Source organism: Verrucomicrobium sp. BvORR034, from assembly GCF_000739635.1.
Lineage (GTDB): Bacteria > Verrucomicrobiota > Verrucomicrobiia > Verrucomicrobiales > Verrucomicrobiaceae > Verrucomicrobium.
This window is the reverse complement of the sequence record NZ_BATQ01000047.1, coordinates 37535-59931: the sequence shown is the minus strand read 5'-3', so window position 1 is coordinate 59931 and position 22397 is coordinate 37535. Positions and strand designations below refer to the sequence as shown.

The window sequence follows — 22397 nt, the reverse complement described above, 5'->3', positions numbered from 1 at the left end:
CAACCTGGGAATGAGCAGACGCTTCGCCAGCTGATACTGCCCCATGCGACTGCCAAACACTTCCGACGGATTGTAGTACGGCCCCGTCACGACGATTGGGGTATCAGGAAACTTCGCCCGGATGATGGTAATGAACTCCGGAAACGTCTTCTCATACACCTCCGGCGCCGGATTGGCCCAGTAGTCGATGACAAATACCGCCGCCGGGATCTCCGCCACGGCCCGGGCCAAGGCCGGCTCCCCCATCCCGTTGCCGGAAAACCCCAGGTTTACGAAGTCCGCGTCCAGCCATCGTCCCAGAAGGCAGGGAAAGGTTCCCCCGGGATTCGTGGCCTGAGCCCCTTGGGTGATGCTGGAGCCATAATACACGACCGGCTTGTCTCGCGAATACGGCTTGCCCGCTTCCAGCCTGGCCCCTTGATCCAAGACAAGGCTCTCCACGGTGGCCGGGCTTCCCATGGGCAGATAGATTTCCACGTCCCGCATCACGCGCTCTGTCCCCAGGGTCCACTCCTTCTTAAGGACCGCGTTTTCATCCGGCAAAGCACTGCCCAGATAGCGCCCCTCGCTGTACAGATCCATTCCGATCAGCGCCGTGGGAGGTGAAGGGGCCAGCTTGTACTTCCCCGTCACCGCATGGATCCCCACGTTCAGCGAATCCGTACGAAATCGGAGCCTGGCCCCCGCAGGACTTTGGGAAAGCTGCCACACCTTGGGCGGCACGGTTGCCTTCAGCCTCTCCGGCAATCGCTTCAGTTTGGCCTCCTCCTTCCACCACGCCAGACCAGACACCGTGATTCGCGGATCAGGGAACGCCACCACTTGTCTTGCTGTCGTGACCGCGCCTGACTCCGGCTGACCTGCAAACCTCCCGGGTGTCACTTCGTTGGGCGGAGCGGCGGTCAGATTCCCCCATGCCACAAGGCCCAGCAGCGAAGAAATCATGCCTGTCCAAAGGCGGCGCTTGAGGAAGGACAGGTTGTGAGTGGGATCTGACCATGAAGTCACCATTCTCACAAGACGTTGCGAATCCGGCAGATGCTTCACCCGACTCACCCATAGCGGACAACGCAGGCAGCAATCATCACTTTCTGGGTGCATCCCGCGCCCCAGCCGTTAGTCTCACACCAGCCCCCAGTCCTCCCCATGGCCCACTTCCTCCTCGTTCCGTTTGGCAGCGCCGGTGACGTTAATCCATTCATCTGGATGGGCCGCCTGCTCAAGGCGCGTGGGCACGATGTGGAGTTGATCACCTCCCCGCTCTTCGATGATGCCGCCCGTCGGGCGGATCTCCGCTTCACCGGCGTAGGCAACAAAGAGGAGTACGAGAAGATCCTGAGTCACCCCGATCTCTGGAAGCCATACAAGGGCACGGCACTGGTCTTTGAGATGGCCGGCAAGCTGTTGCGTCCGTTCTATGAAACTATCGCCGGACGCATCCGCCCCGGCGAGACCGTCCTGGCCGCACCTTTCACCATGATGGCCGCCCGCGCTGCCCGGGAGAAATTCAAGTGCCCCCTGGTCACCGTGCACCTGCAGCCCGTCTGTTTCCTGAGTGTGCATGACACGCCTATCATCATGCCAGGCACGGAGTGGATGCTGAAGCTGCCGGTGTGGGCCAAGAAGATCCTCTTCTCCCTGCCCAACCCTTCAGACTTCAAGCTCACGCCGCAGGTCAGGGCGCTCTGTCGGGAGATCAACATCCCCGCCCCCCGGCGGGTGGTGCCGGACTGGATGCACTCCCCCGATGCCAATCTGGCGCTGTTCCCGGAGTGGTTTGCCGCTCCCCAGCCCGACTGGCCGGCCAATACCCACACCGTCGGCTTCCCTCTCGCCGACCTCCGCACGCTTTTCGAGCTCCCGCCCGATCTCGCCGCTTGGCTTCAGGAAGGCACAAAGCCGGTCCTCTTCACCCCCGGGACCGGCAACACCCAGGCCACCGCTTTCTTCCGCGAAGGACTGGCGGCGTGCGAGAAGCTGGGGCTGCGCGCCCTGCTGGGCACGAGCTTCCCGGAGCAACTGCCCAACCCGCTGCCTTCGTTTGCCCGACACTTTGCCTACCTGCCATTCAGTGAGGTGCTCCCTCACGTCTCCGCGTTCGTTCACCATGGCGGCATTGGCACACTCTCCCAAGGGCTGGCCGCCGGGGTGCCCCAGCTCATCATGCCCATGGGACACGATCAGCCGGACAACGTGATGCGCCTGCAAAGGCTCGGCACCGGCGATTACCTTGAACCCAAACACTTCAAAGCCGAGGCCGTGGCGGCGAAGCTCAGCCACCTGGTACGGGACGCCACGGTCAAGGAGGCCGCGGCGCGTGCCTCGACACTCTGCCGCGCCGATGAACCCACCGCCAAGGCGGTGGCCGTGATGGAGTCCGCAGGCGCTGCTGCACGTTCAGGACGCTACCTATTCCAGTGCCCGTAGACTGCCCTATTTTCAGTCGCCCCGTTTGGGAGCATCCTTGGCGGGCCATTGCCCCCAGTTCGTCAGTTGGGTCTTGAACCCGCCCCCCTCATCCGACTGCCACGTCATCCGCACGTGCATCTGGAGTTCCGGATTCGCTTTCACAAACACTTCCGTCTTCGCCACTCCCATGACACAGAAGGCGGTGGCATACGCATCCGCCGTGGTGGAATCGGGCGCCACCACGCTGCAGGCGATGCGATCGGTCAGCCCCAGGCCAGTCTTGGGATCCACGATGTGGGAATACCGCTTGCCACCGAGTTCAAGGAATTGATGCAAATCTCCTGAGGTGGAGCAGCCGCAGTTGCTCAAGGTCACATGCTCGTACCGGTCCGCATCCTCCGCGCTTTCAAAAGTGCGCAGTGCCACATCCCACCCAGCTTTCCCGGGGGGCGGATCCCCAAAGGCGAGGTCCCCACTTGCGGCCACGACAGCCCGGTTCAGGCCGCGATCTCGCAACACTTTCAGCGCCGCATCTGCCGCATACCCCTTGCCGATCCCTCCTAAATCGATCATCACGTTCTCGGCAAGCTTCGTGACGCTCCGTTGCTCCTCATTCAGCTGCACCTTGTGCCAGTCCGCCATGGCCACCGCCTTCCGCGTGTCCGCCTCATCCGGCAGTTGTTTCCTCCGCTTCGCCCGGCGCCACTGCTGCACCGCGTACGCCGCCGTCACGTCGAAGGCTCCTTCGGTCAGCCTCGAAGCCTCCGCTGATCTGGCCAGCAGGGTAAACAGATCATCACTCACCTTCACCGCCTGCCCTGCAGGGGCCCGATTCAGACGGCTCAGTTCGCTTTCCGGTAGATAGTCCGAAGCCGCCGCATTGATCTCCTCCACCCTCTTATAGGCAGCCTCCACCGCCACTTTAGCTTTTGCCTCCTCTTCAGCGTACAGCGTGATGTAGAAGACAGAGCCCATCTGGGGGCGCGAGTACTGGTACCGCTTCAATGCAGCATCTTCTTCAGCAGGCGCCTTGCAGCCCAAGCCCCATGCCAGGAGCCCTGCCACCACCACGAAAATCCACCTGCACATGCGAGTCATCTTGAGACAAAGCAAAAGCGGCGACGCTTCCGCAGGAAACGCCGCCGCCTTCATCAAATCACAAATCTTAAATCAGCAATCCAAGATCCAGACTACCCCTTACTCCTTTTCCACGCCGTTGTTCCAGTAGTGGAACATTTCTTCGGCACTGGGGATTTCCAGAGGGCGCACAATGCGGAAGCCGAGGAACTTGGCGTCCGTGAGGTACCAGATGCTCTTGGGGAGCTGCGGATCCTGCTGCTTCCAGTCGGGGTTGGAACCACGACGCACCGCGGCGCGGAGGCCAATCGCGTCATCGTCATAGGAACCACCACGAGCCGTCTGGGGATAGGGCTTCTTGGACTTCACGTAGAAGCCCACGGACTTGTCACCCAGAGCAGCGAGGTTCTTGTAGTAGTCGGGCTCGTACTGGTCGATCGTCCACTCGCACACGTTGCCGAGGATGTCATACAGACCCCAAGGGTTGGCCTTCTTCTTACCCACCTGGGAGTATTGGAAGTTCGGGGCATTGTCGTAGCACCACTCGTACTCCTTGGCCTGGCCGGCTTCATTGCCCCAGTAAAAGGCGGTCGTCGTGCCTGCGCGGGCGGCGTACTCCCACTCCTGCTCTGTCGGCAGGCGGTAGAAGTGGCCCGTCTGGGCGCTCAGCCACTGGCAGTATTTGTTGGCCGCGTGCTGCGTCATGCAGATCGCAGGATAGCCATCCGTGCCCATGCCGAAGCTCATCTCGGTATAGGGAGTCGTGGGCTGGGAAATAACATCCGCAATCCCGTCCGCCGGGTTCGGCTTCTGTTTGGAGCCGTTCTTGTTGCGGCCCACATCGGTGATCATGAAGGGCAGGTACTCGTCCCAAGTGACTTCATGAACGCCCATCCAGAAGGGCTTCACTTTCACCTTCACCTGCGGCCCTTCGTCATCCTTGCGCCCCTGTTCGGAATCCGGGCTGCCCATGAGGAATTCACCGCCCTTGATCGCAGCCATCTTGTAGCCGATGCCGGTCTTGGGCACCTTGCTGTCATAGGCTTTCATCTCCCCTTCGGCCTTCTCCTTGGAAGTCTGCACGATGAAATCGTGGATCTTCTTCGCCAGCTCCATGTTGTCGAGACTCTCGGTGGTCGGGCCTTTCTTTTCCTTGGCCTTCAACGTCACCCCTTCAGGCCACACTGCCCCTTGGTCGATCCAGCCTCGCAGTAGATCGAGCTGCTCCTTCTTCAGAGGGCCACCACTCTTGGCAGGTGGCATCAGGTCATCGTGATCCGCCGGCAGAGAGGCCAGGGAGTACACGGAGCTCTTGGCAGAGTTGAAAGCAATGATCGTCGGCGCATTCTCACCCGTGGTGAAGGCGTCCTTCTTCGTTGCCAGGTTGAGATCCCCCTTGGCCTTGTCCGCATTGTGGCAGGAGAGACAGTTCTCCTCCAGGATGGGCTGGATGTGCTTCTCGAAGCTGACGCGCACCGTCTGCTCCAGCTTCACGTCCTTGGGCCAGGCAGCCCCCTGCTGCACCCAGAGCTTCAGGATCTCCGCCTGCTCAGGAGCCAGCAGTCCTTCCTTTTTGGGTGGCATGACTGCGTCTTCATCCGCCGCCAGCACCGTCGTGGTGTACAGCGGGCTCTTGGCAGGATCGCCCGGCACCAGGGCCGTTCCATTGTCGCCACCTTTCACGGTCAATTCCAGCGTTGTCACATTCAGTCCGCCCTTGTCGGACTTGTCGTTGTGACAGTGCACACAAGCCGCCTCAAGGATCGGCTTCACATGTTGCTTGAAATCAGGTTTCTCAATCTTGGCGGCCGCTTCAGCGAACACTGAAGCCCCCCCAAAAGGAAGGATGGAAGCGATGGCAAGTAGGGATGTCGGTCGCATGGGAACCAATGGCTTAGCACAGGGCGGGAGGGAGGAAACCCGAAAGTTCAGAGATCGAGTCTCAACTACGGACCTTCTCCCCCACCGTCAGTTTTTACGATGAGTGTTGAAAGAATGATGTTCAGATGACGGGTGCCGAGAGGCAGTTCACACCACCTCCCGACTCCCCATGAGGTTGTCCTCAGCAGGAGAGAACAGCACACGGCCTCAGGCCTTGATCAGACCTGGGCGCGCGATCGGGCCTGGATCAAACTTGTCGCCCCACTTCAGCGTGGCCTCAGGAGCCAGATCTTCCTCGCTGGCAATGGCTTCCTGCCAGGTGATTTTTTTGCCCGAGTAGGCGGACATGCGACCCATGATACCCACCATCGTGCTGTGCAGCATCCAGGTGCCGTCATTGAGCATCTCGCCCTTGCGGATCGCGGCGAAGAGCTCGTCGTGCTCCACCTGGTACATGTTTTTCTCCTCACCACGGAAACGCCAGCGGTCCTCACCGTCGATGAAGGGCTTGTCCCCACGGCCGATGATCAGGGCACCCTTGGTACCCCGGATGTAATCCGCATTCTCGTTGTAGCAGCCTTTGATCTGGCGGCAACCGAGGTGGGCCATCACATTGTTCGGGAATTCGTAGGCCACGTGGAAGTGGTCAAAGATGTTACCTCCCTCGTTCGGCAGCTGACGGCCCCCCGTCGCCACGCAGGAGATCGGGTCCGCGTCCTTGAGTGCCCAGCAGAGCTTGTCCACGCTGTGGATCGCCTGCTCCACCAGACCATCGCCACTCAGCCATGCGAAATTATACCAGTTGCGCACCTGCCACTCCACATCGCTCCACTCTGGCTTGCGGGCAGAGGCTTCTGGCATGGGCTTCACCGGGCCGGTGTAGTAGGTGGAAAAGACGGAGGTCAGGTCACCGACCTGGCCATCGTGCAGGCGCTTGAAAGCCTCCACGCGGGACGCACTGCGACGCCAGCAGTAGCCAGCCACCACACTGAGCTTCTTCTCCTGGGACTTCTTGATGGCGTCCAGGGCTACACGATAGCCGGCTGGATCCACCGCCATGGGCTTCTCGCAGAAGATATGCTTGCCGGCCTCCACTGCGGCCGCCAGATGCGCCGGGCGGAATCCGGGAGGGCTGGCGAGGATCACTACATCACAGATGTCGATGAGCTTCTGGTACGCATCCAGCCCGATAAACTGGCGCTCTTTAGGCACGTCCACCCGGTTGGCAAAGCTGTCCCCCAGCATCTTCACGCTCGCTTCGGCCTTGTCAGCAAAGGCATCCGCCACCGCGTAGAGGCTGGTGTTGTAGTCCGCACTCAGCGCCTGCTGGGCCGCGCCCGTGCCACGACCGCCGCAACCTACCAGGCCGATCTTCAATGTATCAGCGTTCTTCGCGTCAGCGCCCGTCGCCCCCTTCAGGACAAAAGGAAACAACACCGGGGTGAGGGCGGCGGAGCGGCCCAGGAACGAACGGCGGTTGAGCGCTTGCAGTGTAGTGGGATTCATACGAAGGAAGTTTGACGATGCACAACGAAGTTCGCGCCATCGGCGCTACTTCTTTCCGTCAAATGGCCACGCCTTAAAAGGTGTGACACGCTTCCTGCAAAAATCGCACGCTCTCAAGGGGGGGCCGACTTCGAGGCGACACCCCGGCCTCCCTTTCCTCCGGAATCCCTGTTAACGTGCCCCTCAGGACACCACGTTCGTCAAATTGGGATCCAGGCGAGGGGGCTGCGGCAGCCAGTTCTCCTCGTCATCTCCCCCGACCGTTTCACCATTGCTTGGGCTGAGCGCCGCCGCGACAAGCAGCTGGGCATCGTTCAGGAAAGTCTTCACCACTCCCGTCAGGAAATCCGCCTCCTCCTGGCGGGTGTGCAGCAATACCACGCTGATATCGCCTGCAAAGACGACTAGAGCATGCACATCTGGGAATCCCAACCACAGGGAGTCCACCAGACGCGTTCCGCCACTTTGAAAATGGTCCCGCCCGTCATTGAGCACCTGCACGAGCTGCTCCACCCGGAAGTCCTCATACGGCATGAGGCTCACCAAGATCTGGCGACGCCATGAAAGACAGAGCCCGTTGACAGAACCCGCGTGCTTGAGGCGCTCAAGGCTCGCGCGGAGGGAGGGAGTGATGGGATTGGCCATGGGTGTATGATTGCGGGAGGAAGTTGTGATCAGCGCCGGGAGGCATCGGATAGCCTGCCGACCTTTCAGTCATCTGGGTGGGAGAAAGAGGGTCACACTCCCTGCTGCCGCAGGGTCACCAGCAGCTCATTGTTGGAGACATTGGCGTCCACCATGGCTCCCACGGCTTGTGTGGCGGGCTTGTCTGTGCCCACAGGCAGCAGGAACATCATGGAAAACTCCGGCTCATGGATCGCAGCGTACAAAGAACCGCCCAGCTCCAGAGCCCCACCGACACGGTCCGCGAAATGGCGCAACCCTTGGTAGTCAGCGGCAAAGTCATCCGCATCCTGCTGGCCGGATTCACTGATCACCAGGCCATTCTGAATCTCTAAAACCCGCAGTGAGGGCGCCGTCGCAGGAGAGGAGTCGTACATGATGGCAGATGTAATTTGTTGCTATCCTCTTTCCTCTCAAAAAAAGGCCCCCCCGAGGCAAGAACAAAGCACTGGAGGGGACAGAAAGTGAGCAGGTTGCTGGATTTTAGAATGCGTATTCGGACATCGAATCTCCCCTTCCCCACGCGGGCGACTTTCTCTGCGTTTTACGAGCTCCAAGACACAAAAACGCCACCCCAGAGATGATTGACGGATCGAGACCTCAACTCACGTATGCCCTCCCTCATGAAGCTCTGCTGCGCCCCCCTCTTCCTTCTCTTCGCGATATCGCTGACCGCTAGAGCGCAGACACCCTCCGCGCCAGAAACAAGATCGGCACCCGCACCGATCATTTCCCCGGAGATCAACAAGGACGACCACAGCGTCACCTTTCGCCTGAAGGCCCCCAACGCCAAGTCCGTCACTCTGCGTGGCCAGTGGGACAAAAGCCCGCTTCCTCTCACTCGCGCCGAGGACGGCATCTGGTCCGGCAGCTTTCCCAGCGTGCCCCCAGGTGTCTGGGAATACAGCTTCGAGGCCGACGGGCTTTCTCTCCTGGATCCTGGCAATCCCGCCATCAAGCCCTCTCGGGAGCCCCGCTCCAGCATCCTGCACATCCCTTCCAGCCCACCTGCCGCATGGGATTTTCAAGACGTGCCGCACGGCACCGTGCATCAGCACACCTATTTCTCAAAGGCACTGGGCCGCCCACGCGAACTCGTCGTCTACACTCCGCCAACACTCGTCCGCGGTTCGACCGACCCGCTTCCCCTGCTGGTGCTCCAGCACGGTTCAGGTGACAACCAGCAGACTTGGGTCACCCACGGGAAAGCCCACTGGATTCTCGACCATCTCATCGCCACCGGAAAAGCCCGTCCTATGATTGTGCTCATGCTCGACGGCCACCCGCTGGGGAAAACCAGTCCGCAGGACCCCAACCGCCGGGCCGCCGCTCTTGAAGCTTTTCGCCGCGAGCTTTTTGAAGACGCTCTCCCGCTCGTAGAGACCCAGTATCCCGTGGCGAAGGAAGCCTCCAAACGCGCCATCGCCGGGCTGAGCATGGGCGGAGGCCAAGCCTTGAGCATTGGCTTGAGCCATCTGGACCGCTTCGCGTGGATCGGAGCGTTCAGCGCTGGCCCAGCGGATGAAAAAGTGACCGCCCCGCTCCTGGCGGACGTCGCCTCCACCAACGCGAAATTGCGCCTGCTCTGGATTGGTTGCGGCGTCGATGACAGAGCCCTGCAAAGAAACGAAGCCTTTATCGCCCAACTGAAAACGGGCGGCATCCAGCATGAATGGCACGCCACCCCGGGAGCCCATACCTGGCCGATTTGGCGTACTTACCTCGCCGATTTTCTACCCAGACTTTTCCAGGAGTCTCCCTAGCCCGCTTTCCGCGCGTGGTACAGGGAAGCGATGCCGAAGCTGAGCGCGGAGGCATCGCTCTTCACAAAGCCATTCTCACAGATCATGGCATTCATCTTCTCACCACTGGGGAAGGCCTCAATCGTGCCACACAGGTATTCATAGGCCGCCCGCTCCCCGGTAAGCCAGCCCGCCACACGAGGCATCACGTGACGGAGATAGAAAAGATGTCCCGTTCGGATCAGCCCTGATTGCGGCAGGGAGAAATCCAGCACGAACAAATGGCCACCAGGACGAAGGATGCGCGACATCTCCTTCAGAGCGTCGGGCCATGACGCCATGTTGCGCAGGCCGAAGGCCACGGTCACCACATCAGCACAGGCATCCTGGAGAGGCAGGTTCATGCCGTCCCCGACGACCAGCTGCGTCAGCCCACGTTTCCGGGCCTCCATCAGCATGGGCTGGGAGAAATCCACGCCCAACACCGCAGCATCGGGACAGCGACTTTGAATCTCCGCTGCAAGGTCTCCACTGCCCGTGGCCAGATCCACCACCTGTCGCGGCTGGCACGCGGCGACTTCCCGGCCTGTACGCCAGCGCCAGAGCACATCAATGCCCAGACTCAAAACGTGATTCGTCAGCACATAACGACTGGCGATGGAGGCGAAGGCCTTCCGGACGAAGCTGGCATCCTGCCCATTCTTTGGGGCGCTGTCGCTGACTACTGGCTGCATGCCACCGCTTTCGATTTAAAAAATAGAATAGTGATGGTGCTCACGAGAGGACTCGAACCTCCACAGGTCTCCCTACAAGATCCTGAATCTTGCGCGTCTACCAATTCCGCCACGTGAGCATTTTCATTGCGGCCGGGTCGTGAACATGGACGGGGCACCAAACTTCTCAACTAGAATTTTGTACTTTTCACATGTTCTTCGACCCATCGCCTTTCACCTCACTGGAAACAGCCAGGGCACGACCACTACCGTCACAACCAGCACCAGCAGAGTGAACGGCACCCCAACTCGTACGAAGTCCCCAAAGCGATAGCGCCCGGGTGCCATGACCAGCGTATTCACCGGGGAAGAAACCGGCGTCATGAAGGCCGCCGAAGCCGCAATCGCCACCGTCATCCCGAAGGCATGGGGCGCCACCTGCAGCCTCTCTGCCAGGCCCAGCGCAATGGGCGTCATCAGCACTGCAGTAGCGGTGTTGGAGATAAAGAGCCCAATCATCGCCGTAAGGGCGAATACCCCCGCCAAGATCGCCCGGGGACCGGCGTCTCCCAGCGCGGCCGTCAATCCATTCACGGCCATCTCCACCCCGCCCGTGGTCTCCAAGGCCCGGGCAAAGGGCATCATGCCCGCGATGAGCACAAGGCTTTGCCAGTGGATGGATCGGTAGGCACTCTTGAAATCGACACAACGGAACGCCCCCATGAGAAGACAGGCGATCAATGCCGCCGTCACGTTCGGCACGGCTCCGGTAATCATCAACGCCATCATGATCCCCAGCGCCGCCAACGCATACGGAGCCCGGTTGGCCGCCGGCGCCACTTCATCCATCTCTGCCGGGAGGCTGAGCACCAGGAAATCCTGGATCTGCCCCCGAAGCTTTCGGATCGCCTTCCATGGGCCCGCGACCAGCAGCACATCCCCCATCTTCAGCTTCTCCTCCAGCACTCCGGTCCTCAGCGCCGAACCATTCCGTCGCAGACCTACCACACTTACCCCATGCCGCGTTCGGAAACGTTGTTCCAGCACCGTCTTTCCAATCAGCGCCGACTCTGGCGGCACCGCGACCTCCGCCATCCCCACCTCGTTGAGCCGCTCCATGAAATAGTGACCTCGCAACGGCAGCCGCTTGAGGCCCATCTTTTCACCAAACTCCATCGCATTGTCCGCAGCGAAGAAATCCACGAGCAGCACATCCCCTTCCATCAGCACCGTCTTGCCCACCGGCTGGAGCAGCTCCGATCGCAGGCGGCCCGGACGCTCTACCGAAATCAAGTTGGCCCCGTGCGCCTGCCGGAGATTCAGCGTCTCCAGTTTCGCCCCGATCAACGGAGATCCGACAGACACCCGAAAGCGGCACCCGCGTTTCTGAAGTTGGTACTCCTCAATGAAGTGAGACAGCCCCCGGCGGCTCATCGTTGCCGCCGAAGCTCTGGGGTCACTCACCAGCCAGCGCCGGACTAGAAGCATGTACCCCAGTCCCAACCCCAATACCGAGAGCCCCAGAGGAGTGAATGCGAAGAATGAAAATCCAGCGTGCCCCCGCTGTTTCAAGGCCGCATCCACCACGAGGTTGGGCGGCGTGCCCACCAGAGTCATCATCCCACTCGTCAGCCCCGCAAAACACAGCGGCATCATCAAACGTCCCGGGTGTATCTTGAGTTTCCTGCTCACACCCAACACCACGGGAATGAAGACTGCCACCACGCCGGTGGAGCTCATCACAGCCCCCAGCCCTGCCACGACCAGCATCAGAAGGATCAACAGGCGCGTCTCGCTGCTGTCCGCCTTCTTCAACAACCACTCCCCCACCTGGTAGGTCACGCCAGTTCTCACCAGGCCTTCCCCGACCACAAAGAGAGCCGCAATCAAGATAACGCTGGGATCTCCAAAGCCAGCGAACGCCTCCGGCACCGTCATCAGCCCCATCAGGGGCAAGGCCATCATAGCCAGCAGGGCTACGACATCCATCCGGGGCTTGTCGCGCACCAGCATCACCACGCACGCAGCCAGCGCGAGCAGCACCTTGATCAGATCAGCATTCATAGGGTCGCCCGACTATCCGGAGCCCAAGGGCGTTCGGCAACCTTCAGGCCGCAACTTTGAGCCGCCCCCACGCTAATCTCCAACCTTGCCGGTGCCCACTGTCGAGAGCCTGAAGAGATAATTCGTCATCGGGGCCTCCGGTGCCGAAAGCGATGCCGTCACTGCCTCACCAGCCCGTCCCTTCCGCGAGTTGGTAAAGAAGTAGAGCTTGCCATCCGTGCCAAAGCAGAGGCCATCCGGCCAGAACACCCGGGAATCGGTCGCAAGCACGCGGTATTGCTTGGTGCCAGCCGCGATCATCCCCACCCCTTTGGCCCCGACATCTGAAACGTAGATGTTGCCCTTGGAATCGAGGCTGATGCCGTTGCAAACAGGCTTGCTCGCGTATTCTTCCACCAGCCCGGCCAGCTTGTCCTGGGCCAGGGCCGTGTTGCGCAGATGTTCCGTGCGAATCCGATAGAGCCGACGCGACCGCATGGGTCCGAAATAGAGCCATTCCCCTTTTCGATCCAGAGCCAGCGCGCTCACCCCGCCTTGGGTATTGGCCACACTGCCATCCAATCGCAGGGTCTGATGCCGCTGCCCGTCGATCTCAAGCTGGGTACCCTCCTCAGGCACCACCGAGGGATGGCCTTGGAGGATCCGCCGTCCCAGTCCAGTACCGATATCCACCACGATCAAGGCTGCGTCCGAACCGTTGGCAGGATCACTGAGGTACACAAAAGGGTACTCAGGATCGACCGCCAGATCATGCAGCAGAGAATCCGGAAGCACCGACGGAGGAGCAAGATGGATGACGCGTTGGAGCTTGTTGTGATCAAAGTCCCAAGCCACCAGCTTGGGCGGCAGCTCGCTGCGCCGACCGTTGTCCACCATCCATACCGTCCCATTTTTGTCAGTATGCAGGCCCTCCACCGCGTCTAACAACAGCGGCTCATCTTTGGAGGCCTGACTGATCGGCAGGGTCGGGAAGGGCCGGGACTCTCCCTTCTTGTTGACCGCCACCACCCGGTTCTGCGGCTTTTCCTGGAAATTGATGCTGAGCAGGAAGGCTCCATCTGGAGCCACTGTCAATCCGGCAGGGGCCAGAGGAAGCTGGAAGACCACTTCCAATGGCGGGGCCTCGGATGCTGCGGGAAGGGACAGAGCCGCCAACAAGCAACACCCCCAAACTGCCCCATGAGCCCCCCTTGAGACCCACTGACGCAAACGAGCACCTCTGATGAACGACTGTTGTTGCCCCCCCATTGTGGGGACGCTGTCTTTCCCGCTCCCCCTCGCCGTACCTTCATACTGGCTGATAATGTCGGGGGAGTTCATGGTGCGCATGCTTCAGTCTCAAACCTGCTTCCGTGCCACACGGGCCTGGATAAAAGAACGTACACAGAGCACCAGAAAAACAAGGCAAAGAACGCCCAAACTTCCCTGCGTAACAATCTTGAGCCAATGCGGTTCACCCAGCAGACCCTTGATGGCCATCATGAAGCCACCCACCGTACCGAGCAGCGCCACCAGCGCCGCGACATGCATGACGTGCTTGTTCGCTCCAGGGAACTTTGCCCCAATCAATCCACAGAGGATCAGGACGCCGCCAAAAGCAGAAGGGATGATCAATGCCGTTTTCGCCGCGGCGGTGGCACCTGCGGCCACCCAGCCTGCCACACCCAGAAGAACCATCAGAATACCAAAGAGAATCGAGTATCGTGCCATAGTGTCGGCACGATAACCAGATCCTCACTGTTTACCAGTTTTTGATCCAGGTTGCCGTTTTCTGGGTGTCCTTCTTCGTTGCTACATCCCAGCTCACCGTCGCCGTTTTCACATCCCCATATGACCAGACGTCGTACGTCGAATTCACCGCCTCAACATGCCCGCCTTTCGTGTATTGAAATGGACGCCCATAGCCATCTACCAAATAGCGCGGACCTGGTGTTCCTTTGGATTTGCTGGCAGTGAAGATCACATGAGGCGGAAGGTTTGGGTTGATCGAGTTGGCCACCTCCTGCTCATCCAGCATTCCATCTGAAGGCACTCCTTTTGAGTCAGCTTTGACATAGTCCGAGCCATCCCCACTGATTACCTGGTAGAGCATCGCAGCACCCCCGCAATTCATCGTTACCTCGTCAAAAGTCCCCCTGTCGCTCTGAGCCTCACCCGCAGGCTCAGGGTAGTACCCAAACTTTTCATGATACTGTTCCAGACCGGATTTGATCGCCGCTAGGGACGCAACGGTCTTGTTGCGCTCTCCTGATGGATAGTTGCTGGGGCCCCCTCCCATTGTTAGATATACCAGAAACCCCACAAGGCCGATGATCCAGAGGAGGGCTTTCAGCGCGCCTCCGTCGTTCCGTTGGACCATTCGGCATCGATTGCTGGATCGTTGTTTCATAAAATCATCTCAGCTGAATCTCGGAGAGCTCCTCCACTATTAAAAAAACAAAAAGGCCTCGCGCCAGAAATCTGACACGAGGCCTGCAATCAATACCAACAACTAAGACTACCAGTTCTTGATCCAAGTAGCCGTTTCCGTGGCGCTCTTCTTGGTATTCAGATCGTCATTGGGGGTGCCGGCTTTATCGGAGTGTCCATAGGACCAGATGTCATAGGTGGGGTTAACCGCAGTGGCTTCTCCACCCTTGGTGTACTGGAAAGGCCGGCCAAAACCATCAATCAAATAGCGCGTGCCCGGGGTTCCCCTCGCCACTCCGCCAGAAAAGATCATCTGGGGAGGCAGGTTGCTGTTGATCGAATTCGGCACTTCTTCGACCGACACTTCACCGTCGGACTCCACCCCCGCTGCTCCACTCAGCTGGATGTAGGTGTTGCCGTCGCCACTGAGGGCCTGATAAAGCATGGCAGCGGCGGCCCGCTTCACCGTCAAGCCACCGTAGGTACCAGTATCCGAAGCCTGTGCAGCAGGTACAGCGGGATACTCACCGAACTTCTCCTTATACTGCTCAAGGCCGGATTTGATTGCTGCGAGAGAGGCGGTCGTTTTGTTGCGGCCTGCCGCCTGCTGGGCGTACTGGAAGCCGCCCAGCGTCAGCGCTGCCAGCAGCGCAATGATGGCAATCACCACCAAAAGTTCAATAAGCGTGAAGCCACCTGCCAAACGGCGGTTCAGGTGACGGGAAACGGTGCGGATTTTCATGACGATTTACGAGGCAGTTGGGGGTTTGAAGCAAGCCCCGGCCAGTGCACATCAGACGGCACCGACCAGGGCATGAATTCGTCTTCGAAGGTTGTAGAACTAGGTGTTCTGGTTGATGCCCTGGATGATCTGAATCAGCGGCATGAACAGCGCCAACACGATCACACCGACCACCACAGCGAGAATCACGATCATCAGCGGCTCGAGCATGGAGGTGAGGGCAGACACCGAGTTGTCCACTTCATCTTCATACACATCTGCCACCTTGAGCAGCATCTCCGGAAGCTGACCGGTTTCCTCACCCACGTCCACCATGCTGATGACCATCGGCGGGAAGACCTTGCTGGCTTCCAGCGGTGCCACCATGCTTTCCCCTTCCTTCACCGCGTCATGCACCTTGTTGATGGCGTCGGACACCACCACGTTACCGGCTGTTTCACGGGTGATGTTAAGCGCCTGCAGAATCGGCACACCGCTGGTGACCAGGGTACCCAAAGTGCGCGTAAACCGCGAGATGGCACTCTTGCGCTGTACATCGCCAAAGAGCGGCATTTTCAGCTTGAGCTGGTCAATCACCCGGCGACCACCCTTGGTGGTCTTCACGATCTGCCACATGACAATAATGGCCGCGGTGATGGCGGCGAGGATCAGCAGGTTGCCCTGGATCCAGCGGCTGGTGTTGATCACCCACTTCGTCAGCTCAGGAAGCTTGTCACGGGAACCGAGCATGTCCTCGAAGATCTTCTCGAACTTCGGGACGATGACGGTCATGAGGAAGATCATGATACCCACGGCGATGATCATCACGATCATCGGGTACACCATGGCGGCCACGATCTTGTTCTTCAGCTTTTGGGCCTTTTCCTGATACTCGGCCAGACGGTTCAACACCAGTTCCAGCACCCCGCCCAGTTCCCCAGCCTTCACCATGTTGATGTAAAGCTTGTTGTAGATGCGCGGGAACTGCTGAAGGCTTTCCGAGAACGTGCTGCCGGTCTGCACCGAGTCGGCTAGCGTGTTGATCGTGCGCTTCATGATCGGATTCGGCTCCTGCCGACCCAACACCGTCAAACCACGCAACAGCGGAAGACCGGAGTCAATCAGCGTCGCGAGCTGGCGGGTGAAAATCATGAGCGTCTTGCCCGCCACCTTGGCGGATGCAGAGGCTTTGCCTCCGATTTTCGTCTTGCCCTTGGCGGATGTACCGCGCGCACGGCGCTTGATCGCGGCGGAGTCCCCCTTGCCTTCTTCCACGACCTGGGTCGGGTAGAGCTGGCTCCGGCGCAACTGCCCGATGGCTTCCGCCTCATTCGGGGCGTCTATGTCTCCGGCAGTCTCCTGACCGTTCTGGTCGAGGGCGATGTAGTGAAACTTCGGCATGGCTGGGGTTCGTCAGTAAATCAGGATTGTATTAACTCTGGGGAAAAGCTTACTGGTTCCGGCGTCAATTTGTCCACTCTGAAAAAGACGGTTTTTCGCCGGGGTCCGTGAGAATGAGGCGCGCTTAGGTGTATTTCAGCACTTCTTCAATGGTCGTGACGCCGTCATAAATGTTGCGCAGACCGTCTTCGCGCAGGGTTTGCATCCCCAATTCGACAGCCTTTTGGCGGAGCACCAAGGTGGGGGCCTTCTGGGTGATCAACTCCCGGAGCGGGTCGTTGATGTCCATCAGCTCATAGATACCCTTACGGCCTTTGTAGCCACTGGTGCCACAGACGCCACAACCGGCACCTGTGAAGAATTTCTTGTCCCCAATGTCGCTCTGGGACAGGCCCAGTTGGTTGAGCACAATCGGGCTGGGTGTGTAGGGGGTGACGCATTCCTTGCAGATGGTCCGCAGGAGACGTTGCGCCAAGATGCCTTCCAGCGTTGCCGCCACCAGGAAGGGCTCCACGCCCATGTCAATGAGACGGGTCACGGCACCAGCGGCATCGTTCGTGTGCAGCGTGCTCAGCACCAAGTGGCCCGTCAGAGACGCCTGAATGGCGATCTGCGCCGTTTCCACGTCACGCATTTCCCCTACCATGATGCGGTCTGGGTCCTGACGCAGGAAGGAACGCAGTGCTTTCCCGAAGGTCAAGCCCACCGCCTCATTGATCGGCACCTGCATGATGCCCTCGATGTCGTACTCCACCGGATCCTCTGCCGTCAGCAGCTTCGCATCAATGGTGTTGATCTCCTTAAGAGCGGCATACAGCGTCGTCGTCTTACCCGCGCCCGTGGGACCCGTCACAATGAAAATGCCGTTGGGCTTGTGGATCGTGTCCTGAATGTAGTCGTACAGATACGGCGGCATCCCCAGGGCGGAAAGCGTCAGGTTCACCGAAGAACGATCCAGCACGCGAAGCACCACGCTCTCGCCGTACTGGGTCGGCAGGGTGGAGACACGCATGTCCACCGGACGCCCGTCCACGACAGTCATGATACGACCATCCTGCGGCACTCGGCGCTCGGCGATGTTCATGTTGGACATCACCTTGATACGGGAGATGACCGACATCGCCAGGTGCACCGGCGGCGGAGCCATTTCGTAGAGCGAGCCGTCCACCCGGTAGCGGATCTTGAACTCGTGCTCGAACGGCTCGAAGTGAATGTCGGACGCCTTCTCCTTGATGGCCTGCTCTAGAACCAGATCCACAAAGCGGACGATCGGAGCGCTGTTGGCCTCGGCCTCAACGCTCGCCCGGTCTCCCGGCTTGGAGCTGATCCCCAACTGGCCAAAAATGTCTTCGATGCTCTGAGTACCGCTGCCGTAATGCTTGTCGATCAGGGCCTGGATTTGCTCTTTCCGCGCGACCACCGGAACGATGCTCTTGCCCAGACCGAACCGGAGATCTTCCAGCAACTGGGGATTGAGCGGGTCAGTCAGCGCCACGTACAGGCCATCCGGCCCAAGCTGGATAGGAAGAGCGCCGCAGAGACGCGCCATGCCGGCGGGAATCAACTCCAGCGTATCGCGACCTGGCTCGAAGGTTGTCAGGTCATAGTGTTCGGCTCCAATTTCTTCCGCCACGAGAGCCCAAAACTCGTCCTCGTTGTTGAAGATGCCGTACTCCACCAGAAGGTCCACCGGGTCTTTCCCCGTCGTCTTGTGGTCCGACAGGATGTCCGCAGCTTGCCCTTCATCGAGCAGGCCCCGGTTCGTCAGCAGTTCCACCACGCTTTGCGCTGTCATTGTAAGTAAAAGTAAGTCTAGTCTCGGTCGTTGTGCTCGTGGCAGGGTCTGGGGGCGGCCGTTTTGCAGTCCGGCATCGCCCGGTCCCCTGTTGTCATCAGATCGTCAATTCGCGTCGGACATGGTGGCCTCGATGACTTCCTCCGCAGTGGTCATGCCCGCCAGCACCTTGCGCACCCCGTCTTCACGCAACGTGCGCATGCCCAGTTCGCGGGCCTTGCGACGCAGCACCGGAGCCGGCAGCGACTGGTTGATCATTCCGCGAACCTCGTCATCCATCTTGAAGATTTCCACGATCGAAAGACGACCACGGAAACCGTTGCCGCGGCATTTCGGGCAGCCAACGGCGTCCATGATGGTCGCACCGTAGGCCTGGGACGCATCCAACTGAAGGGAACGCAGTTCCTTCTCCGTCAAAGCTCCCGGCGTCTTGCACTCCGGGCAGAGCTTGCGCACCAGACGCTGAGCTTCGATGGCCCGCACGGAGGATGCAATCAAGAACGGCTTGATGCCGATGTCCACGAGACGGGAAACGGCGCTCGGAGCATCATTCGTGTGCAGGGTGCTGAAAACCAAGTGACCCGTCAGGGAGGCGTTGATGGCGATGCTCGCCGTCTCCATGTCTCGAATTTCTCCCAGCATGATGATGTTGGGTGCCTGACGGAGCATGGCGCGGAGGGCGGCGGCGAAGGTCATGCCAATGTCCTCCTTCACCATCACCTGGTTGATCCCGGGCAGCTCATACTCGACCGGGTCTTCCACGGTGATGATCTTGCGGTCCGGCCGGTTGATGAAGTTCAGGCACGCGTACAGCGTCGTCGTTTTTCCTGAACCGGTCGGGCCGGTCACCAGGATGATGCCATCGGGCAGCGTGATCAGCTTTTCAAACGTCTCCTGGTCATCGGAAAGGAAGCCCAGGTCACTCAGCCCCAGTCGGAGTGAGGACTTGTCGAGAATACGCATGACCACGCTCTCCCCGTTGCTCGTGGGGATGATGCTGACGCGCAGATCCAGCTCTTTGTCCTGGAACTTCATCTGGATACGGCCGTCCTGCGGGACGCGCTTCTCATCGATGCTCATCGTCCCCGTCATGATCTTCAGACGGGCGATGATCGAGGAGTGCAGCTTCTTGGGATGGTGCTCCACATCATGCATCACGCCATCGATGCGGTAGCGGATCCGGAGATCCTTCTCCATCGGCTCGATGTGAATGTCCGAGCCGCGGTTCTTGAAGGCCTCCATGAGGGTGTTCGTCACCAGGCGGATGATAGGCGCGTCCGTTTCCGAACTCCCCTCCATGCCCTTCACGACGGTGCCCGCCATGTCGCCCTCATTTCCATAGATGCTGCTGGTCAGCGTACGGATGGATCCTGGCGTGCTGCAGATGAACTCAATCTCCGTGGAGAGGACGTGCGGCAGCGCGTCCAGAGTCTCAAAGTTGTTGGGATCGCTGATGGCAATCTGGAGACGACCATGCTCGAAGCCGATGGGCACCACCTTATAGCGTCTTGCCACGTCCTCGGGCACCACGTTTTTCAGGTCGGGTGACACGGCATACCCCGTGAGGTCGATGAACTCCATTCCGGAGTTCACCGCCATCGTCTGCGCCACGTCTTCTTCAGAGAGCACCCCTCCTTTGATCAGTCCCTCCATGAGGGTCTCGGAAGGTTTCTTGGTGGTGCGGGCGTGGTGGAGATCCTGCTCGTTCACCATCCCGGATTCCCGGAGAAGTTCGAGCAAAAAGTCTTCGTTGGAATACATGTATGACGAGGCGGTGGCAGTGAATAATTCGAAAATTGGCCCTAAGGCGCGCCAGATTACCCCGCCGCGAGTTTTCGTGTCAACACTCTCAGGTTTTTTTGACAAAATCTTGAGAAATAACGTGCTACGAAGCCGTTCGAGTCAGCCGCAAGCACCGCACGCATCCTCCGCTCCCCTATGTCACTCCGCCGCTTCCTGACCACCCTTCTCGCCTTGGGCTGCCTGTCGGCTCTCCAGCCATCCCGCCTGCAAGCCCACGAGGCAGGCCAGCAGATGGTGGATACCGCCACCGCCCTCCTCAAGGCCCTGTCGGCTGAAGCCCGCACGAAAGCCCAGTACCCCTTCGAGTCGGAAGAACGGTTCAACTGGCACTTCGTCCCCAAGGAACGCAACGGCCTCTCCTTCAAGGAGATGCCTCCCGAGGCCCGGCTCCTTGGACATGCCCTGCTGACCACCGGCTTGAGCTATCGCGGCTACGTGAAGGCAACCACCATCATGAGTCTGGAGGAGGTCCTTTTTGGCATTGAAGGGGCAGACCCCGCCAAACGCGACGCTGCCCGCGCCCGTCGTGACCCCGAGAAGTATTTTATTAGCATTTTCGGCGAGCCTTCCATGAAGGGCACCTGGGGTTGGAGACTGGAGGGGCACCACTTGGCCTTGAACTTCACGGTTAAAGATGGCTCCCTGTTCCGCAGCACCCCATGCTTCTTCGGATCTAACCCGGGTGAAATCCGCCAGGGCCCGCGCACCGGAGTCCGCCCCCTCTCCGCTGAGGAAGATCTGGGGCGTCAGCTCGCCAAGTCCCTCAATGACGACCAGTGGAAGAAGGCATTGATTCAGGAAACCGCCTTCAAAGACATCCTTACCGAAGCCAAACGCCAGGTCAGCCCCCTCTCCCCGGATGGCCTCAGTGATGCCGATTTGAACGCCGACCAGAAAGCCCAGCTCCAAACACTGCTCAAGGAGCACCTGTTCCGGATCCGTCCCGAAGTGGCTGAGGCCGCCTGGCAGGAGATCCTCGCCAGCGGACCGATCCACTTTGCCTGGGCAGGCAGCCGCGAGCCCAACCAGGGGCACTACTACCGGATTCAAGGCAAAAGCTTCGTTGTGGAGTACGACAACACCCAGAACAACGCCAACCACGTCCACACCGCGTGGCGCGACTTTGACTCAGACTTCGGGCTGGACCTCCTCGGTGAGCACGTCAAGACGGCCCACCAACCCGCCAAGTAAGACCGGCCACAGCCCCTGTTTCGCCTTCCAACAAAAAGAGCCCTCTCCATAGAGGGCTCTTTTTTTGGGAAATTGGCAACCTCCGCCTCAGCAGTGCCCGCCACCGCAGTCGCAGTCTTCTTCCGGCTCGGTGTCCTCGATCTTGGCTCCGTCCTTGAGGGTATCGAGGAATTCGTTGAACTTGCCATCCCGGAACTCCTCCAGGATGCGGGCGCGCACGGCCTCCCGCACCTCGTCCAGGGGCTTGGGTACTGCGGCTTTTCGGTCGGTGAGGCGGCAGATGTGGAAACCCAACTGGGTGATGAACACCGGGCTGATCTCGCCGTCCCGCATGGAGAAGGCGATGGCCTCAAACTCCTCCATGAACTCCCCTTTCTTGAACCAGCCAAGATCGGGTGACATATCCTTGTTGGAGTTGTGCTCGGCCGCCAGGGCGTCGAAATCGGCCCCGCCCAGCACCTGATCTCGCAGGTCCCGCATGGTCTGATACACTTCCGCCCGGCTCCGGGCACCGCTGAGGTTCAAGGAAATGTGAGAGACACGGATCTGCTCCTCAGTGAGAAAATGCTTCACATTGGCCTCGTAATAGGCCTGAATATCCGCCTCGGCCGGCTCGGGCTCGGGTGAGTACACATGGTTGAGCATCTTGTCCATCCTCACCCCGTTTGCCAGATTGTCCTGGAGCAGGCTCTCATCCTTGAACGGCATGCCGATGCTCATGTAGAACTGCTCCTCACCTCCCGACTGCTCAATGAGCTTCTCCAAACGCGCCTTGGTCTCCCCCTCGCTCACCTCAGGGAATCGACGCCGCGACTCCTGCTGGAGGAGCGCCCGGGAGGCGAGATTGTCCTTGGCCATCCCACGGAATTCTGGATCGCGCTCGCAGCACGAAACTTGAAGAGCCCGCTCATAGTGTCCCTTGATGTGACGGAATTCTTCTTCAATAATCTCGTCGTCAATTGTCTCGCCGTTGATGATCAAAGCCATGGCATGAAGTGTGC

The 22397-nt window shown here is 59.7% G+C and carries 19 protein-coding genes and 1 tRNA gene; 3 read left to right on the top strand and 17 right to left on the bottom strand.

The genetic code is table 11. The features are described from left to right. Positions 1–945: SGNH/GDSL hydrolase family protein (locus BV034_RS08600; RefSeq protein WP_265592784.1), on the bottom strand; the 945-nt coding region annotated here is incomplete at its 3' end. Between the two features lie 201 nt (positions 946–1146). Between BV034_RS08600 and BV034_RS08595 the strand changes: the two genes are divergently transcribed. Further along, positions 1147–2427 carry a glycosyltransferase gene (locus BV034_RS08595; protein ID WP_050026053.1) on the top strand — a complete coding sequence of 427 codons (1281 nt, stop codon included), beginning with the start codon at positions 1147–1149 and terminating at the stop codon, positions 2425–2427. A 12-nt stretch (positions 2428–2439) separates the two neighbouring features. On the opposite strand, the gene BV034_RS08590 is transcribed toward BV034_RS08595, so the two are convergent. The 5 genes from BV034_RS08590 to BV034_RS08570 all read right to left on the bottom strand — a co-directional run bounded on the left by BV034_RS08590 (position 2440) and on the right by BV034_RS08570 (position 7934). Further along, positions 2440–3498 carry an FAD:protein FMN transferase gene (locus tag BV034_RS08590; protein WP_265592783.1) on the bottom strand — a complete coding sequence of 353 codons (1059 nt, stop codon included), beginning with the start codon at positions 3496–3498 and terminating at the stop codon, positions 2440–2442. Positions 3499–3606: 108 nt separating this feature from the next. Next, complete coding sequence (locus tag BV034_RS08585; RefSeq protein WP_265592782.1) at positions 3607–5367, bottom strand: SUMF1/EgtB/PvdO family nonheme iron enzyme; 1761 nt, start codon at positions 5365–5367, stop codon at positions 3607–3609. Positions 5368–5574: 207 nt separating this feature from the next. Then, positions 5575–6873: a Gfo/Idh/MocA family oxidoreductase gene (locus tag BV034_RS08580; RefSeq protein WP_050026050.1), complete on the bottom strand. Its 1299-nt coding sequence runs from the start codon at positions 6871–6873 to the stop codon at positions 5575–5577. Positions 6874–7056: 183 nt separating this feature from the next. Next, complete coding sequence (locus BV034_RS08575) at positions 7057–7518, bottom strand: hypothetical protein (RefSeq protein ID WP_038171826.1); 462 nt, start codon at positions 7516–7518, stop codon at positions 7057–7059. Positions 7519–7610: 92 nt separating this feature from the next. Next, entirely contained in the window at positions 7611–7934 is a 324-nt protein-coding gene (locus tag BV034_RS08570) for a hypothetical protein (protein ID WP_050026047.1), read from the bottom strand. A 234-nt stretch (positions 7935–8168) separates the two neighbouring features. On the opposite strand from BV034_RS08570, the gene BV034_RS08565 reads away from it, so the two are divergent. After that, positions 8169–9320, top strand: a complete 1152-nt coding sequence (locus tag BV034_RS08565; protein WP_050026045.1) for an esterase — start codon at positions 8169–8171, stop codon at positions 9318–9320. Here the strand turns inward: BV034_RS08565 and BV034_RS08560 are convergent. From BV034_RS08560 to BV034_RS08515, 10 genes are all read right to left on the bottom strand, one after another. Beyond that, entirely contained in the window at positions 9317–10033 is a 717-nt protein-coding gene (locus BV034_RS08560; protein ID WP_050026043.1) for a ubiquinone/menaquinone biosynthesis methyltransferase, read from the bottom strand. The genes BV034_RS08565 and BV034_RS08560 overlap by 4 nt on opposite strands. A 34-nt stretch (positions 10034–10067) precedes the next feature. Further along, positions 10068–10152: transfer RNA gene (locus BV034_RS08555), tRNA-Leu, on the bottom strand. 94 nt (positions 10153–10246) lie between these two features. Continuing rightward, positions 10247–12076, bottom strand: a complete 1830-nt coding sequence (locus BV034_RS08550; protein ID WP_050026041.1) for an SLC13 family permease — start codon at positions 12074–12076, stop codon at positions 10247–10249. A gap of 72 nt (positions 12077–12148) precedes the next feature. Then, positions 12149–13231, bottom strand: a complete 1083-nt coding sequence (locus BV034_RS08545) for an L-dopachrome tautomerase-related protein (RefSeq protein ID WP_265592781.1) — start codon at positions 13229–13231, stop codon at positions 12149–12151. Between the two features lie 183 nt (positions 13232–13414). After that, on the bottom strand, positions 13415–13786 hold the full coding sequence (locus tag BV034_RS08540) for a hypothetical protein (RefSeq protein ID WP_063768716.1): 372 nt from the start codon (positions 13784–13786) through the stop codon (positions 13415–13417). Positions 13787–13817: 31 nt separating this feature from the next. Then, positions 13818–14465 carry a hypothetical protein gene (locus BV034_RS08535; RefSeq protein ID WP_265592780.1) on the bottom strand — a complete coding sequence of 216 codons (648 nt, stop codon included), beginning with the start codon at positions 14463–14465 and terminating at the stop codon, positions 13818–13820. A gap of 108 nt (positions 14466–14573) precedes the next feature. Then, entirely contained in the window at positions 14574–15227 is a 654-nt protein-coding gene (locus tag BV034_RS08530) for a prepilin-type N-terminal cleavage/methylation domain-containing protein (protein ID WP_050026033.1), read from the bottom strand. Positions 15228–15326: 99 nt separating this feature from the next. Then, the gene (locus tag BV034_RS08525; RefSeq protein ID WP_050026031.1) at positions 15327–16607 is read right to left on the bottom strand and encodes a type II secretion system F family protein; all 1281 of its coding nucleotides are present in this window, start codon (positions 16605–16607) and stop codon (positions 15327–15329) included. Positions 16608–16731: 124 nt separating this feature from the next. Further along, the gene (locus BV034_RS08520; RefSeq protein ID WP_050026029.1) at positions 16732–18402 is read right to left on the bottom strand and encodes a GspE/PulE family protein; all 1671 of its coding nucleotides are present in this window, start codon (positions 18400–18402) and stop codon (positions 16732–16734) included. Positions 18403–18507: 105 nt separating this feature from the next. Beyond that, complete coding sequence (locus BV034_RS08515; protein WP_050026027.1) at positions 18508–20163, bottom strand: GspE/PulE family protein; 1656 nt, start codon at positions 20161–20163, stop codon at positions 18508–18510. A gap of 177 nt (positions 20164–20340) precedes the next feature. Here BV034_RS08515 and BV034_RS08510 point away from each other — a divergent pair, with 177 nt between their 5' ends. Further along, a complete protein-coding gene (locus BV034_RS08510) occupies positions 20341–21396 on the top strand; it encodes a DUF3500 domain-containing protein (protein ID WP_063768715.1) in 1056 nt (351 codons plus the stop codon). A gap of 87 nt (positions 21397–21483) precedes the next feature. On the opposite strand, the gene BV034_RS08505 is transcribed toward BV034_RS08510, so the two are convergent. After that, entirely contained in the window at positions 21484–22383 is a 900-nt protein-coding gene (locus BV034_RS08505) for a peptidylprolyl isomerase (RefSeq protein ID WP_050026026.1), read from the bottom strand. Positions 22384–22397 lie beyond the last annotated feature (14 nt).